The sequence below is a fragment of the Pseudomonas sp. LBUM1653 genome, from assembly GCF_059716115.1.
Genome location: NZ_CP166803.1, coordinates 1,354,758 through 1,369,477, shown reverse-complemented (window position 1 = coordinate 1,369,477; position 14,720 = coordinate 1,354,758). Strand labels below are relative to the sequence as shown.

At 60.7% G+C, this 14,720-nt stretch carries 12 protein-coding genes; 10 read left to right on the top strand and 2 right to left on the bottom strand.

Annotated features, from left to right (window positions below; genetic code table 11):
• Positions 1-49 precede the first annotated feature (49 nt).
• The gene (locus ACA054_RS06130; protein ID WP_497688607.1) at positions 50-709 is read right to left on the bottom strand and encodes a peptidase inhibitor family I36 protein; all 660 of its coding nucleotides are present in this window, start codon (positions 707-709) and stop codon (positions 50-52) included.
• 227 nt (positions 710-936) lie between these two features.
• Between ACA054_RS06130 and ACA054_RS06125 the strand changes: the two genes are divergently transcribed.
• The 8 genes from ACA054_RS06125 (at position 937) to ACA054_RS06090 (ending at position 10,842) form a co-directional block, all read left to right on the top strand.
• Entirely contained in the window at positions 937-3,387 is a 2,451-nt protein-coding gene (locus ACA054_RS06125) for a penicillin acylase family protein (RefSeq protein WP_497688606.1), read from the top strand.
• Positions 3,388-3,576: 189 nt separating this feature from the next.
• Positions 3,577-4,608 carry a ligase-associated DNA damage response exonuclease gene (locus ACA054_RS06120; protein ID WP_497688605.1) on the top strand — a complete coding sequence of 344 codons (1,032 nt, stop codon included), beginning with the start codon at positions 3,577-3,579 and terminating at the stop codon, positions 4,606-4,608.
• Positions 4,605-6,290, top strand: coding sequence for an ATP-dependent DNA ligase (locus tag ACA054_RS06115; RefSeq protein WP_497688604.1), 1,686 nt, complete (start codon positions 4,605-4,607; stop codon positions 6,288-6,290). The genes ACA054_RS06120 and ACA054_RS06115 overlap by 4 nt, the downstream gene beginning before the upstream one ends.
• A 357-nt stretch (positions 6,291-6,647) precedes the next feature.
• On the top strand, positions 6,648-7,430 hold the full coding sequence (locus ACA054_RS06110) for a transporter substrate-binding domain-containing protein (RefSeq protein ID WP_497688603.1): 783 nt from the start codon (positions 6,648-6,650) through the stop codon (positions 7,428-7,430).
• Positions 7,431-7,485: 55 nt separating this feature from the next.
• The gene (locus tag ACA054_RS06105; protein WP_497688602.1) at positions 7,486-8,214 is read left to right on the top strand and encodes an ABC transporter permease; all 729 of its coding nucleotides are present in this window, start codon (positions 7,486-7,488) and stop codon (positions 8,212-8,214) included.
• Positions 8,211-8,921, top strand: a complete 711-nt coding sequence (locus ACA054_RS06100; RefSeq protein ID WP_497688601.1) for an ABC transporter permease — start codon at positions 8,211-8,213, stop codon at positions 8,919-8,921. Before ACA054_RS06105 ends, ACA054_RS06100 begins: the two co-directional genes overlap by 4 nt.
• A 24-nt stretch (positions 8,922-8,945) precedes the next feature.
• Positions 8,946-10,064: a succinylglutamate desuccinylase/aspartoacylase family protein gene (locus tag ACA054_RS06095; RefSeq protein ID WP_497688600.1), complete on the top strand. Its 1,119-nt coding sequence runs from the start codon at positions 8,946-8,948 to the stop codon at positions 10,062-10,064.
• Positions 10,065-10,077: 13 nt separating this feature from the next.
• Positions 10,078-10,842 carry an ABC transporter ATP-binding protein gene (locus ACA054_RS06090; protein ID WP_497688599.1) on the top strand — a complete coding sequence of 255 codons (765 nt, stop codon included), beginning with the start codon at positions 10,078-10,080 and terminating at the stop codon, positions 10,840-10,842.
• A 97-nt stretch (positions 10,843-10,939) separates the two neighbouring features.
• Here the strand turns inward: ACA054_RS06090 and ACA054_RS06085 are convergent, their stop codons facing one another.
• Positions 10,940-11,434 (bottom strand): hypothetical protein, encoded by a 495-nt coding sequence (locus ACA054_RS06085; RefSeq protein ID WP_497688598.1) that lies wholly within the window; start codon positions 11,432-11,434, stop codon positions 10,940-10,942.
• 128 nt (positions 11,435-11,562) lie between these two features.
• Here ACA054_RS06085 and ACA054_RS06080 point away from each other — a divergent pair, with 128 nt between their 5' ends.
• Together ACA054_RS06080 and pdeM are read left to right on the top strand one after the other, a co-directional pair.
• The gene (locus ACA054_RS06080; RefSeq protein ID WP_497688597.1) at positions 11,563-14,049 is read left to right on the top strand and encodes a ligase-associated DNA damage response DEXH box helicase; all 2,487 of its coding nucleotides are present in this window, start codon (positions 11,563-11,565) and stop codon (positions 14,047-14,049) included.
• Complete coding sequence (pdeM, locus tag ACA054_RS06075; RefSeq protein ID WP_497688596.1) at positions 14,049-14,705, top strand: ligase-associated DNA damage response endonuclease PdeM; 657 nt, start codon at positions 14,049-14,051, stop codon at positions 14,703-14,705. Before ACA054_RS06080 ends, pdeM begins: the two co-directional genes overlap by 1 nt.
• Positions 14,706-14,720 lie beyond the last annotated feature (15 nt).

Genomic DNA, 14,720 nt, shown 5'->3' with positions numbered 1-14,720 from the left:
AAAATCGGTTCAGCGAGCGTCAGGCTAGTCCGACCGTCAGCCTGCACTTTTACTGAGCAAACAACATGAACATGGGCGCGAACGCGAGACTCACGATCCGGTCGTTATTCTCGGTCAGCCGGTTCTGTGAATTGATCTCCGTCCAGGTGCCGACGATGCGGGCATCTTCGGGAATGCTGAACGGACAACAGCCCTTGCCCAGGATCACCTCCCTGATATTGCTCATCACCATGTTGCCCCTCGCGCCCGGCCCATCCACTCCGAAGATCTTGACTGAGCCGGTCTTGTTGTTGTGCTGCCAGGAGGAGACCTGGGCGCTCATATCGTAGTCGGACAGATTGACGGGCCGGCTTTTCGCCGTACTGAGCAACGACAATTTCCTGCCTGCAAAATCAACAGCGGTCCAGAGACAGATGTAACCGTAATCACAGGTGCGATCTGACTGACCTGCGTCGCCGGGAACCGGATACGTCAGCACAGCAGCACCATTGTCATAAACCACTTGAGAGGGACTGATTTGCTGGCCTCCCGATTTTCGACTGAGTTGGCGGTCGATTTGTTGTTGCACCACGACTTTTTGCTCAGCCGTCATGCCGGGTTCAAACAACGCGTAGGGACTGCGCTCGACCGTCGCCTGTTGCGCCGAAAAAAATAGTGCGCCTATACCGAGGCAGAGTGAGACCAAAGCAACCAGCCATTTGCTGTTCATGTAGAGACTCCGTTCGCCAGGAACGCTGAACACAGTCAGCGTGAGCAGGAAACCAGCGTCTCTTCAGCACAATTGATTGTCTACTGTCAGAAGTAACAGGCTCGACGGCTGGCGCTATCAGACCGGTTCTTGAAATAACCCCGCGCCGCGCTTGCGCGGCCCCCTCCTGCTCACTAACGTAGCGGCTTTATTGCGCGCCGCCGCCTCTACCCCGCAGGAGCTTTGCCATGGCCTCGCCAGCCCTTTCACATTTTCTACCCCGGTTCGGCGTTGCCGCAGCAGTGGCGGGTGTCTTGAGCCTGACCGGTTGTCAGAGCTTCAATGCCCAGGACACCCTCCCTCCCAGCTCCGGCGTACAGCCGCTCAAAGGCCTGGCGCAGAATGTTTCGGTGCGCCGCAATGCCATGGGCATGCCGTTGATCGAAAGCAACACTTTCCACGACGCACTCTTCGCCCTCGGCTATGTGCACGCCAGTGATCGCATCACCCAGATGGTCACCCTGCGTTTGCTCGCCCAAGGGCGATTGGCCGAGATGCAGGGGTCGGACGTGCTGGACGCGGACCGCTATATGCGCGCGGTCAACCTGAAGAAAAGCGCCAGCGAGTTGTACAAGGCCTCTTCCCCGCGGCTCAAGCGCTTCTTCGAAGTCTATGCCCGCGGGGTCAACGCCTATCTGTTCCGCTACCGCGACAAGCTGCCTGCCGACCTCGTCGCCATCGGGTACAAGCCCGAGTACTGGAAGCCGGAAGATTCGGCGCTGATTTTCTGCCTGCTCAACTTCAGCCAGTCAGCCAACCTGCCCGAGGAAATTGCCTCGCTGGTGCTGGCCCAGACCGTCACCACCGACAAACTGCCGTGGCTGAGCCCTTCCGCCCCGGACGAAAAACTGCCGCTGGCCGAAAGTGAAAAGCTGCAAGGCATCAAACTCAGCGGGCAGGTACCGGGTCTGGCTGACATCAGCAAGGCCACCAGCCAGCTGTCCGAGCTGAATCTGCTGGGCGCCACTTCATCGAACAACTGGGCCATTGCCCCGCAACGCAGCCGCAGCGGTAAAAGCCTGCTGGCCAGCGACAGTCATGGCCCGATGGGGGTGCCGTCCCTGTTTAGCTACGTGCAGATCCGCGCACCGAAGTATCAGGCTTCTGGTGTGACCATCGCCGGGTTGCCGATGATTTTGGGCGGGTTCAACGGCAAAGTGGCCTGGAGCATGACCAGCGTAATGGGCGATAACCAGGACCTGTTCCTGGAGAAAATCAAACGTCAGGGTAATGGGTTGTCCTACGAAACCGCTGGCAAGTGGCAGCCGGCGATCGTGCGCAACGAAACCTACTTCGTCAAAGGCCAGCGACCGATTCGCGAAGCCGTGTTCGAAACCCGCCACGGCCCCCTGCTCAACAGTGCCCAGGGCCTGGCCCAGGGCAGCGGTTTCGGCCTGGCCTTGCAAACGCCGAGCTTTACCGACGACAAGACACTGGACGCATTCTTTGACCTGTCCCGTGCGCAGAACGTCGAGAAAGCGTCGGACGCCAGCCGCGAGATTCGCGCCATTGCACTGAACCTGGTGTTTGCCGATGCCAGCAACATTGGCTGGCAGGTCACCGGTCGCTATCCGAACCGCCGCGAAGGCGAAGGCCTGCTGCCCTCGCCTGGCTGGGAGGGGCGTTACGATTGGGATGGTTACGCCGACCCGATGCTGCACCCCTACGATCAGGACCCGGCCCAGGGCTGGCTCGGCACCGCCAACCAGCGGGTCATTCCCCATGGCTATGGCATGCAGCTGTCCAACTCCTGGTCGGCACCGGAACGTGGCGAGCGCCTGGCCGAGCTGGCCAGCGTGGGCAAACATGACACCCGTAGCCTGATCGCCATGCAGTACGACCAGACCACCACCTTCGCCGCCAAACTGAAGAAAATGTTCGAAGCACCGGGGATGGCACAACCGCTCAAGCAGGCCATCGAAGCGTTGCCCGTGGCGGACCGTCGCAAGGCACGCGAGACCTTGACCCGCTTGATGGCGTTTGACGGCAAACTCGGCCCGACCTCCGCTGACGCGGCGATCTACCAGCTGTTCCTTCAGGAAAGCACTCGACAGATTTTCCTCGATGAATTGGGGCCGCAAGGCAGCCCGGCGTGGCAAGCCTTCATCGCCAATGGCACCTTGTCTTACGCGGCGCAAGCCGATCACTTGCTGGGGCGTGAAGACAGTCCGTTCTGGGATGATGTGCACACCGCACAGAAAGAAGACAAACCGGCGATCCTCGCCCGCAGCCTGGCAGCAGCGTTCACCGCAGGCGACAGTCAGTTGGGCGGCGATCATAACGCCTGGCAGTGGGGCAAACTTCACCGCTATGAGTGGAAGAACGCCAGTGGCCAGATCGTGCGCGGTCCACAGCCGGCCGGCGGCGACCACACCACACTCAACACGGCCGCGTACGCCGTGGGCCAGGACTTCAACACGACGCGGGTACCGGCCATGCGCTTGATCGTCGACTTCGGCCAGCCCGAACCGTTGATGGGCCAGATCGCCACCGGCCAGTCCGGCAACCCGGCCAGCCCGAACTACCTCAACGGTATCGAGCCGTGGCTGAAGGGGCAGTACCAGAGCCTGCCGATGCAGCCGCAGAACTTTGACAAGGTGTACGGAAACAAGCGCTTGACCCTGACACCTGGAAAGTAATCACATTCCCTGTGGGAGCGAGCTTGCTCGCGATGAGGCCATGCCAGCCACCATTGATGGCGACTGGAATACCGCAATCGCGAGCAAGCTTGCTCCTACAGGAGTAGGTTGTTTGTCTGGAAATCCCGATAGAACTTCTCCCCCCGCGCCAGCCTCCTAGCTAACAAGCCCCTCCACCTGGATAGCAACGTGGACCTTGTCATCGCGCGCCCCGAAGGCTTGTATTGCCCTGCCGGCGATTTCTACATCGACCCGTGGCGGCCGGTCGAGCGTTCGGTCATCACCCACGCCCATGGCGACCATGCCCGTACCGGCAACCAGCATTATCTGGCTGCGGCGCCCGGTGAAGGGATTCTGCGCGCGCGACTGGGCCAGGACATCAACCTGCAAACCCTGGCGTATGGCGAGCGGCTGTTGCATCACGGCGTCACCCTGAGTTTCCACCCCGCCGGCCACGTACTCGGCTCGGCCCAGGTGCGCCTGGAATACGACGGGGAAGTCTGGGTGGCGTCAGGGGACTACAAGATCGAACCCGATGGCACCTGCGCCGCTTTCGAGCCCGTGCGCTGTCACACCTTCATCACCGAGTCGACATTCGGCTTGCCGATCTATCGCTGGCAGCCGCAGGCGCAGGTCTTTGCCGAGATCAATCAGTGGTGGCAGGCCAATGCCGCACAAGATAAAACCAGCGTGCTGTTCTGCTATTCCTTCGGCAAGGCCCAGCGCATTCTCCACGGCATTGATGCCAGCCTCGGACCCATCCTGGCGCATGGCGCGGTCGAGCCGCTGAACCGTGTCTATCGTGAGGCCGGCATAGACCTGCCACCGACGCTCTACGCCGGTGACTTCAAGAAAAGCGATCCGATCCTGCGCAAAGCGCTGGTCATTGCTCCACCTTCCGCCGGTGGCAGCACCTGGATGCACCGCTTCGGTGACTACAGCGACGGCTTCGCCAGCGGTTGGATGCGCTTACGCGGAGCGCGTCGGCGACGCGGTGTGGATCGCGGATTCGTGTTGTCCGATCACGCTGACTGGCCGGGTTTGCTCTGGGCCATCGAACAGACTGGCGCTGAACGGGTGATGGTCACTCACGGTTCTGTCGCGGTATTGGTGCGCCACCTGCGTGAACAAGGCCTCGATGCCCAGGGCTTCAGCACCGAGTACGGTGACGAGGAGGAGGCATCGACGACCGAAGCCGAGAGCGTCGAGGCGCTGCCATGAAGGCTTTCGCCCAGTTGTACGCCGAGCTCGATGCCACGACGTCGAGCAACGCCAAGCTGGCGGCAATGCAACATTATTTTGCTCAGGCGGCACCGGAAGATGCCGCGTGGGCGGTGTACTTTCTGTCCGGAGGACGCCCCAGGCAATTGGTCCCGGTGCGCGTCTTGCGTGAGTTGGCAGTGGCGTATTCCGGGCTTTCAGCGTGGCTGTTCGAAGAAAGCTACCAGGCGGTGGGCGATATGGCGGAAACCATTTCCCTGGTGCTGCCGGAAATGCCTTACCGCTCCAACGACGGCCTGGCGGTGTGGATCGAGGACAAACTGCTGCCCTTGCGCGGCGAATCCCCGCAGGTGCTCGCCGAACGACTGCCCATTCTCTGGTCGCAACTGGACCGCCCCAGCCTGATGCTGTGCATCAAATTGATCACCGGCAGCTTTCGCGTCGGTGTCTCCAAGTTGCTGGTGACCCGGGCCCTGGCCTCCATGGCTGACCTGGACAGCAAGCGCGTGGCCCAGCGAATGGTGGGCTACACCGACCTGTCCAACCGGCCGAGTGCGGCCAGCTACTTGAAGTTGATCGCCGCGCAATCCCCCGACGAGCATGCGCAACGCGGCGGTCAGCCGTATCCGTTTTTCCTCGCCCATGCCCTGGCACAACCAGTCGAACAATTCGAAACGCTGCTCGGTGCCGCCAGCCAGTGGCAGGTCGAATGGAAGTGGGATGGCATCCGCGCGCAGATCGTCAAACGCGAGGGGCGCCTGTGGATCTGGTCGCGGGGTGAAGAGTTGGTCACCGATCGCTTTCCTGAATTTGCCAGCCTGATCCACTGCCTGCCCGACGGCACCGTGATCGACGGGGAAATCGTCGCCTGGAAAGCCGCGGAATCGGGGACCGAGGATGCCTTCGATCCGCCCCAGGATTCCCCCTGCGTGCAACCTTTCGCCCTGTTGCAGCAGCGGATCGGCCGTAAAAACCTAACCCGCAAGATTCTCAATGACGTGCCGGTGGTCATCCTCGCTTACGACTTGCTGGAATGGGAGGGTGCGGACTGGCGCAACCAGCCGCAAAGCCAGCGGCGCAGTCAATTGGAGCAGGTGATCGCCCAGGGCAATAATCCACTGCTGCTCGCCTCGCCTTTACTGACCGGCGAAGACTGGTTCGACCTCGCCCGGCAGCGGGAAGCATCGCGCAGGCTCGGGGTCGAAGGCATGATGCTCAAGGCTCGGGACGCGCTCTACGGCGTCGGTCGCACCAAGGACATGGGGGTCTGGTGGAAATGGAAAGTCGACCCGTTCAGTGTCGACGCGGTGCTGATTTATGCGCAGCGCGGTCATGGCCGCCGGGCCAGTCTCTACAGCGACTACACCTTCGCCGTCTGGGACGCTCCACCCGACGCCAGCGAGCGCGCGCTGGTGCCGTTTGCCAAGGCCTATTCGGGGTTGACCGATGAGCAAATGCGCCAGGTCGACAACATCGTGCGTAGAACCACGGTGGAAAAATTCGGCCCGGTGATCAGCGTCAAGCCGAGCCTGGTGTTTGAACTGGGTTTCGAGGGGATTGCCTTGTCCAAGCGGCACAAAAGCGGGATTGCAGTGCGGTTTCCGCGGATGCTGCGCTGGCGCCAGGACAAATCGGTCGAAGAAGCCGACCATCTCGGCACGTTGCAGAATTTGCTCGGTTAACCCAATGCCTGAGGATTGGAGGAGGCCCGTGGCGAGGGGATTTAGCGAAACGTCGCACCGCCCCGTTGGACTGCGCAGCAGGCCCATTTCGGGGGTTGCTGCGCAACCCAACGGGGATAAATCCCCTCGCCACGGCTCCCTCGCCCCGGAAATGCGTTTGGTCTTGATTCAGAAAAGTGCGGGCTTTTCATGACGCCCATTTTCGTGCACTAATCCCCTCCGGCAATTTCCCGAAAACCTTTTAAACGCTTGTTCGGCACTATGGTTCGGAAATTGCTACTTTCATTACGGCTTACGCTTACCAGTAACAATAATTCTGCGCCACAAGCGCTCATATTGGTTCTTAGGGATTGAATAATGAAAAAAGCATTGCTGACCCTTTCTGCACTGGCGTTGTGCGTGGCAGCCGGTTCCGCGCTGGCAAAGGAATACAAGGAATTGCGTTTTGGTGTTGACCCTTCCTACGCGCCGTTCGAGTCGAAAGCGGCCGACGGCAACCTGGTAGGCTTCGACATTGACCTGGGGAACGCGATCTGCGCCGAGCTGAAGGTCAAGTGCAAATGGGTCGAAAGCGATTTCGACGGCATGATTCCTGGCCTCAAGGCCAATAAATTCGACGGCGTGATCTCTTCGATGACCGTCACCCCAGCCCGCGAAAAAGTCATCGACTTCTCCAGCGAGCTGTTCTCCGGCCCGACCGCTTACGTGTCCAAGAAAGGTTCAGGCGTGACCGCAGACGTCGCTTCGCTCAAGGGCAAGACCGTAGGCTACGAACAAGGCACCATCCAGGAAGCCTATGCCAAAGCCGTCCTGGACAAGGCTGGGGTGAAAACCCAGGCTTACCAGAACCAGGATCAGGTGTATTCCGACCTGACTTCCGGTCGTCTCGACGCCGGGATCCAGGACATGCTGCAAGCCGAACTGGGCTTCCTGAAGTCGCCAAATGGTGCCGGTTACGAAATCAGCCAGCCGGTCGACAGCGAACTGCTGCCAGCCAAAACGGCAGTCGGTATTAAGAAAGGTAACACCGAGCTGAAAGCACTTTTGGATAAAGGTATCAAAGCGTTACACGATGATGGCACCTACGCCACCATTCAGAAGAAACACTTTAGCGATCTGAATCTGTACAGCGGCAAGTAATGCCCGGCGCCCATCTCGAGATGGGCGCTTTTTTCATCCGATCAGGTTGCTGTTTATGTTCGAAAACCTCTTACAAAATCTGGGGCTCTCCGCCTTCAGCCTCAAGGGCTTTGGCCCGCTGCTGATGGAAGGCACCTGGATGACCATCAAGTTATCGGCGATGTCGCTGCTGGTGGCCGTGTTGCTCGGTCTGCTCGGCGCCAGTGCCAAGCTGTCAAAAGTCAAATTCCTGCGCCTGCTTGCCCAGTGCTACACCACGCTGATACGCGGGGTGCCGGACCTGGTGCTGATGCTGCTGATCTTCTACAGCCTGCAAACCTGGCTGACGTCGCTCACCGATTACATGGAATGGGAATACATCGAGATCAACCCGTTCAGCGCCGGGGTACTGACCCTGGGCTTCATTTACGGCGCGTACTTCACCGAAACCTTCCGCGGCGCCATCCTCGCCGTACCGCGCGGCCAGGTCGAAGCGGCCACCGCCTACGGACTCAAGCGCGGCCAGTGTTTCCGCATCGTGGTGTTCCCGCAAATGATGCGCTATGCCCTGCCGGGTATTGGCAACAACTGGATGGTCATGCTCAAGGCCACTGCACTGGTGTCGATCATCGGCCTCGCCGACCTGGTCAAGGCTGCCCAGGATGCGGGTAAAAGCAGCTATCAACTGTTCTACTTCCTGGTACTCGCCGCCCTGATCTACCTGGCGATCACCAGTGCCTCCAACTTCATTCTGCGCTGGCTCGAACGCCGCTACGCCGCCGGTACCCGGGAGGCCGTACGATGATCGAACTCCTGCAGGAATACTGGAAACCCTTCCTCTACAGCGACGGCAACAACATCACTGGCCTGGCCATGACCCTGTGGTTGCTCAGTGCGTCGATCTTCATTGGCTTCATCGTCTCGATTCCGCTGTCGATCGCCCGGGTTTCACCGCACTTCTACATTCGCTGGCCGGTGCAGTTTTACACCTACCTGTTCCGCGGCACGCCTTTGTATATCCAGCTGCTGATCTGCTACACCGGGATCTACAGCCTGGCCGCCGTGCGCGCACAACCGGCGCTCGACAGTTTCTTCCGCGATGCGATGAACTGCACCATCCTGGCGTTCGCGCTGAACACCTGCGCCTACACCACGGAGATTTTCGCCGGGGCGATCCGCAGCATGGCCCACGGTGAAGTCGAAGCAGCCAAGGCCTACGGCCTGACAGGCTGGAAGCTGTATGCCTACGTGATCATGCCTTCGGCCCTGCGTCGCTCGTTGCCTTACTACAGCAACGAAGTGATCCTGATGCTGCACTCGACCACCGTGGCGTTCACCGCGACCATCCCGGACATCCTGAAAGTCGCTCGGGACGCCAACTCGGCGACCTTCCTGACCTTCCAGTCGTTTGGCATCGCCGCGCTGATCTACCTGACCGTCACCTTTGCGCTGGTCGGCCTGTTCCGCCTCGCCGAACGCCGATGGCTGGCCTTCCTCGGGCCGACTCACTAGGACCCGCTTCGGGAAACAAGACAAATGCGCCACCAGATACATGACCTGCTGGCCCCACTGCCGGGGACCGCACGACAGATCCACAGTTTTCACTTCGGCCCTCAACCGGCCAACGGCAAGATCTACATCCAGTCGTCCCTGCACGCCGATGAAATGCCCGGCATGCTGGTGGCGTGGCACCTCAAGCAACGCCTGGCGGAGCTGGAAGCCGCCGGCCGACTGCGCAGCGAAATCGTCCTGGTGCCCGTGGCCAACCCGGCGGGCCTGGAACAAGTGCTGATGGATGTACCGCTGGGCCGCTATGAGCTCGAAAGCGGGCAGAACTTCAACCGCTGGTTCGTCGATTTGAGCGAAGAGGTGGGCAATGCGATCGAAGGCCAACTCGGCGACGATCCGCAGCGCAACCTCGAACTGATCCGCAACAGCCTGCGCCATGCATTGGCGCGGCAGACCGCCAGCACCCAGTTGCAATCCCAGCGCCTGACCCTGCAACGGCTGGCCTGCGATGCCGACATGGTGCTGGACCTGCATTGCGATTTCGAGGCTGTTGCTCACCTGTACACCACGCCCGACGCCTGGCCGCAGGTCGAGCCGCTGGCCCGCTACATCGGTGCGCAAGCCAGTCTGCTGGCAACTGATTCCGGCGGTCAGTCGTTCGATGAGTGCTTCACCCTGCTCTGGTGGCAGTTGAAAGAGCGCTTCGGCGAACATTTCGACATTCCTCCGGGCAGTTTCTCGGTCACCGTCGAACTGCGCGGCCAGGGCGACGTAAACCACCCAATGGCCAGCCTCGACAGTCAGGCGCTGATCGACTACCTGATTGATTTCGGAGCGATTGCCGGTGAGTCGGCGCCATTGCCCGACCTGCCCTACCCGGCCACCCCCCTGGCCGGAGTGGAACCTGTGGCGACGCCGGTCGGCGGGTTGCTGGTGTTCAGTGCGCTGCCGGGGCAATACCTGAAAGCCGGGCAACTGATCGCCGAAATCATTGACCCGATCAGCGACCGTGTCACGCCTGTCCATTGCACGGCCGCCGGCTTGATGTACGCCCGCTCGCTGCGCCGCATGGCCACGGCTGGCATGGTGATCGCCCACGTCGCGGGCGCCGAAGCCTATCGCAGCGGCTACCTACTTTCGCCTTGAGGATGCATGCTCCATGTACAAACTGACCATTGAAGGCCTGCATAAAAGTTATGGCGATCATGAGGTGCTCAAGGGCGTTTCGCTCAAGGCCAACACGGGCGACGTCATCAGCCTGATCGGTGCCAGCGGCTCCGGAAAAAGTACCTTCCTGCGCTGCATCAACTTCCTCGAACAGCCCAACGACGGCGCCATGAGCCTCGACGGCCAGGCCATCCGCATGATCAAGGATCGTCACGGCATGCACGTGGCCGATGCCGATGAACTGCAACGAATCCGCACCCGCCTGGCCATGGTGTTCCAGCATTTCAACCTGTGGAGCCACATGACGGTGCTGGAAAACATCACCATGGCCCCGCGCCGGGTGCTGGGTTGCAGCAAGCAGGAAGCCGAAGACCGTGCCCGACGTTACCTCGACAAGGTCGGGCTGGCGGCGCGCGTAGCGGATCAGTACCCGGCATTCCTGTCCGGTGGCCAGCAACAACGGGTGGCGATTGCTCGCGCGTTGGCCATGGAGCCGGAAGTGATGCTGTTTGACGAACCGACCTCGGCGCTGGACCCGGAACTGGTGGGCGAAGTGCTCAAGGTGATCCAGGGCCTGGCCGAAGAAGGCCGGACCATGATCATGGTCACCCACGAAATGAGCTTCGCGCGCAAAGTGTCGAGCCAGGTGTTGTTCCTGCACCAAGGCCTGGTGGAGGAAGAAGGCGCGCCGGAGAACGTGCTGGGCAACCCGAAAAGCGAGCGTCTGAAACAGTTCCTCAGCGGCAACCTGAAGTAGCCTTTGCCGATGAAAGGGGAGCCGGTCGATACCGGCTTTCCCTTTCATTTCAAGATCAGCATTTCAAGATCAGCATTTGAAGGTCAGCCTTTGAAGGTCAGCCTACTGCGTGCTCCAACCTGAAACTGCCGTTTTCCACCTCGATGCCTTCGGCATCCAGGCCACAGAAACTTCCGGCAAACTGTGCGTCACCCCCCACCGTCAACTCCAGCGACCCTCGATACAGCTCCGCTTCCGAGCTGCCCGTCACATGAATGATCATCGGGGAGCGCTCACTCAGCCCCAGAGGAAACCTGCCACTCTCGATACCCTGCGGCAGATAGACATAAAACGCTTTGTCCTGACCATTGCTCGCGCCAAGGCAGTGCAGGCCTGGCTGCTCGAAATAGTCGAGGGTTGGCGCTGCCCGAAACGCCAGGGGCCGACTCGCCGTGATCAAATCGGCGATTAAGTGCCCCGCTCGAACTGACTTCATCTGAATTTTCCTTTTCATATTCATGGACTGGCTGCCGGCCTTTACAAAACACCGCCGTGCGAACAGCGCAGCGATAAAACCACGGCCCATCGGCCAATAGGTTTCAATGACAAACACAGTTATTTCCGAATATGAGAAGCGCGTCGAAGGCGCGGCGAGAAGTATGCCGGGCCATCCGTTTGATTAAACCTTTGCCAGGCCGGTGTGGTCATTGAAAGAAGCCTTTCAGAGCGCACGCGGCCCGAATGGGAACCCACAACGACTTCGCAAAACCCTGGTTTACCGCTCGCGACTGGAAGCCATTCGAGTTTCAGAAACAGGTATGGGCGGCCGTCAAGCGCGGGCAGTCCGGGTTGCTCCACGCCAGCACCGGCGCTGGCAAGACCTATGCGATCTGGTTCGGCGCGCTCAATCGCTTCGCTCACTCTTCACCTGCGGTTGAAACACCACGCAAACGCAAACCTGTGGCCGATCCGCTAACCGTATTGTGGATAACCCCGATGCGCGCCTTGGCTGCGGACACCGCCCGCGCGCTGCAAGGTCCGTTGCTCGACTTGCAGATCCCGTGGAGCGTCGGCCTGCGTACGGGAGATACCAGCAGCAGCGAACGCGCGCGCCAGAGCCGACGTCTGCCCACCACCCTGATCACCACGCCGGAAAGCCTGACGTTAATGCTCGCCCGAGCCGACGCACAAACAGCACTCTCGACCTTACGCATGGTTGTGGTCGACGAATGGCACGAATTGCTCGGCAACAAGCGCGGCGTGCAACTGCAACTGGCCCTCGCCCGTCTACGCCGCTGGAATCCGCAATTGATCGTGTGGGGCGTTTCCGCGACGCTGGGTAATCAGGAGCACGCCGAGCAGGTATTGATCCCACAGGGAGGCGGCATCAGCGTTCAAGGCAAGGCCAGCAAGGCGTTGCGGGTCGACACGCTGTTACCACCCGCCATCGAGCGTTTTCCATGGGCCGGGCACATCGGGCTGAAGATGTTGCCGCAGGTCGTCGCAGAACTGGAGTCCAGCCCCAGCAGCCTGGTGTTCACCAACACTCGCGCGCAATCCGAGATCTGGTATCAGGCGTTATTGGATGCGCGCCCGGATTGGGCCGGGTTGATCGCCTTGCACCACAGCTCACTGTCCCGAGACACCCGCGACTGGGTGGAACGTGCTCTCAAGGAAGGTCAACTCAAAGTGGTGGTCTGCACCTCCAGCCTGGATTTGGGTGTGGATTTCCTGCCGGTGGAACGGGTGCTGCAAATTGGCTCGGCCAAAGGCGTGGCGCGGCTGATGCAGCGTGCGGGTCGTTCGGGACATGCGCCTGGGCGGATTTCAAGGGTGACGCTGGTGCCGACGCACAGCCTGGAGCTGATCGAAGCCGCAGCGGCACAGGACGCGGTGGCGCAGCGACGGATCGAACCTCGAAAGTCACCCCATAAACCCTTGGATGTGCTGGTTCAGCACCTGGTCAGCATGGCGCTGGGCGGTGGGTTTGTGCCCGATCAGTTGTACCAAGAAGTGCGCGGGGCCTGGACTTATCGTGATCTAAGCGTGGCGGACTGGACCTGGGCACTGGCTTTCGTACGCCATGGTGGACTTTCCCTGACAGCCTATCCGGATTACCGCCGGGTCGAGCCGGATGAACAGGGAATCTGGCGTGTACCCGATGCGCGATTGGCCCGACGCCACCGCATGAGCATCGGCACGATCGTCAGCGATGCGAGCATTCAGTTGAAATTCTGGAGCAAGGGGGGTGGTGGCAAACAACTGGGCAGTGTTGAAGAAGGTTTCATCGCACGGCTCAAACCGGGTGACGGTTTTCTGTTTGCCGGACGGTTGCTGGAGTTGGTGCGCGTGGAAAACATGACCGCCTACGTCAAACGCAGCACCGTGAAGAAAGCCGCGGTGCCGCGTTGGAATGGCGGACGGATGCCACTTTCCAATGAACTGGCGCAAGCGGTGGTCGCGCGGTTCAGTGCGGCGGCGCGCGGCGAATTCTGCGGCCCGGAAATGCAGGCACTGCGTGCGCTGCTGGAGGTGCAGCAACGCTGGTCTGGCTTGCCGACGACGGAATCGTTACTGGCCGAGGCGCTGAAGTCCCGTGAGGGCTGGCATCTGTTCCTTTATCCCTTCGCCGGCCGCCAGGTGCATCTTGGCCTGGGGAGTTTGCTGGCGTGGCGAGTCAGTCAGCAGCAGGCTGTGACGTTTTCCATCGCGGTCAATGATTACGGGCTGGAACTGCTGAGCGCCACCCCTGTGGACTGGGCGCAAGCATTGAACCCGGCGTTATTGAGTCCAGAGCATTTGCTCAGGGATGTGCTCGCCAGTCTGAACGCCGGAGAGCTGGCCTTGCGGCGCTTTCGGGAAATCGCCCGGATCGCCGGGCTGGTGTTCGCCGGCTATCCCGGCGCACCGAAAAGCACACGTCAGGTTCAAGCCTCGAGCGGGTTGTTTTTCGAAGTGTTCAAACAGTACGACGCGGGAAATCTGCTATTGGCTCAGGCCGGCGAAGAAGTCCTACGGGAAGAACTGGATATTCAGCGCCTGGAAGGAACGTTGGCGCACATCAGTCGACTCAGTCTCGACCTGCATCAAGTCAAACGCCCTACGCCCCTCGGGTTTCCACTGCTGGTGGAACGTATGCGAGAAAGTATGAGTTCGGAAAAACTCGCCGACCGCATCAGACGCATGGTCAGCGACCTCGAGAAAACCGCCGGGACAGGGAAAGCCTGATGAGTACGGCCTACCCCGTGCGACTGGCCGGCGAGGAACTTTGGTTGCTGCCGGAAAAAGCCCTGTACTGGCCTGCTCAACAAGCCTTGTTGATCGCCGACGTGCATTTCGGCAAGGCCGCCGCTTACCGAAGCCTTGGCCAACCGGTACCCCAAGGCACCACCAGCCGCAATATCGCCGTACTCGACGGGCTGCTGGACAACCTGCCCTGCCGACAGCTGATTTTCCTCGGCGACTTTCTTCACGGTCCGGGCTCCCATGCAACCGCCACGCTGAAAGCCTTGGCTGACTGGCGAACACGCAACGCCAAGCTGCCCGTGACGCTGATTCGCGGCAACCACGACAAACGCGCCGGGGATCCGCCGGCCTCGTTGAACATTCGCGTGGTGCCTGAGCCTTTGCTGTTGGGGCCGTTCGCGTTGCAGCACGAGCCCGAGCTGCATCCGGATCGGCATGTGCTCGCCGGTCACGTGCATCCGGTCTATCGGCTCAATGGTCGGGGTCGGCAGAGCCTGCGGCTGGCCTGTTTCAGACTTGGCGGGGAAATCAGCCTGCTACCGGCCTTCGGCGCGTTTACCGGCGGTTATCAGGTTGAACGGGACGACGACTGCAGGATTTTTGTCATTGGCGACAACGAAATATGGCCCCTCCTGTAGGAGCGAAGCTTGCTC

What these genes read in the sequence shown, in the direction of transcription:
- ACA054_RS06130 (WP_497688607.1), bottom strand. Translation starts at nt 709, where the DNA reads ATGAACAGCAAATGGCTGGTTGCTTTGGTCTCACTCTGCCTCGGTATA.
- ACA054_RS06125 (WP_497688606.1), top strand. Translation starts at nt 937, where the DNA reads ATGGCCTCGCCAGCCCTTTCACATTTTCTACCCCGGTTCGGCGTTGCC.
- ACA054_RS06115 (WP_497688604.1), top strand. Translation starts at nt 4,605, where the DNA reads ATGAAGGCTTTCGCCCAGTTGTACGCCGAGCTCGATGCCACGACGTCG.
- ACA054_RS06110 (WP_497688603.1), top strand. Translation starts at nt 6,648, where the DNA reads ATGAAAAAAGCATTGCTGACCCTTTCTGCACTGGCGTTGTGCGTGGCA.
- ACA054_RS06105 (WP_497688602.1), top strand. Translation starts at nt 7,486, where the DNA reads ATGTTCGAAAACCTCTTACAAAATCTGGGGCTCTCCGCCTTCAGCCTC.
- ACA054_RS06100 (WP_497688601.1), top strand. Translation starts at nt 8,211, where the DNA reads ATGATCGAACTCCTGCAGGAATACTGGAAACCCTTCCTCTACAGCGAC.
- ACA054_RS06095 (WP_497688600.1), top strand. Translation starts at nt 8,946, where the DNA reads ATGCGCCACCAGATACATGACCTGCTGGCCCCACTGCCGGGGACCGCA.
- ACA054_RS06090 (WP_497688599.1), top strand. Translation starts at nt 10,078, where the DNA reads ATGTACAAACTGACCATTGAAGGCCTGCATAAAAGTTATGGCGATCAT.
- ACA054_RS06080 (WP_497688597.1), top strand. Translation starts at nt 11,563, where the DNA reads ATGGGAACCCACAACGACTTCGCAAAACCCTGGTTTACCGCTCGCGAC.
- pdeM (WP_497688596.1), top strand. Translation starts at nt 14,049, where the DNA reads ATGAGTACGGCCTACCCCGTGCGACTGGCCGGCGAGGAACTTTGGTTG.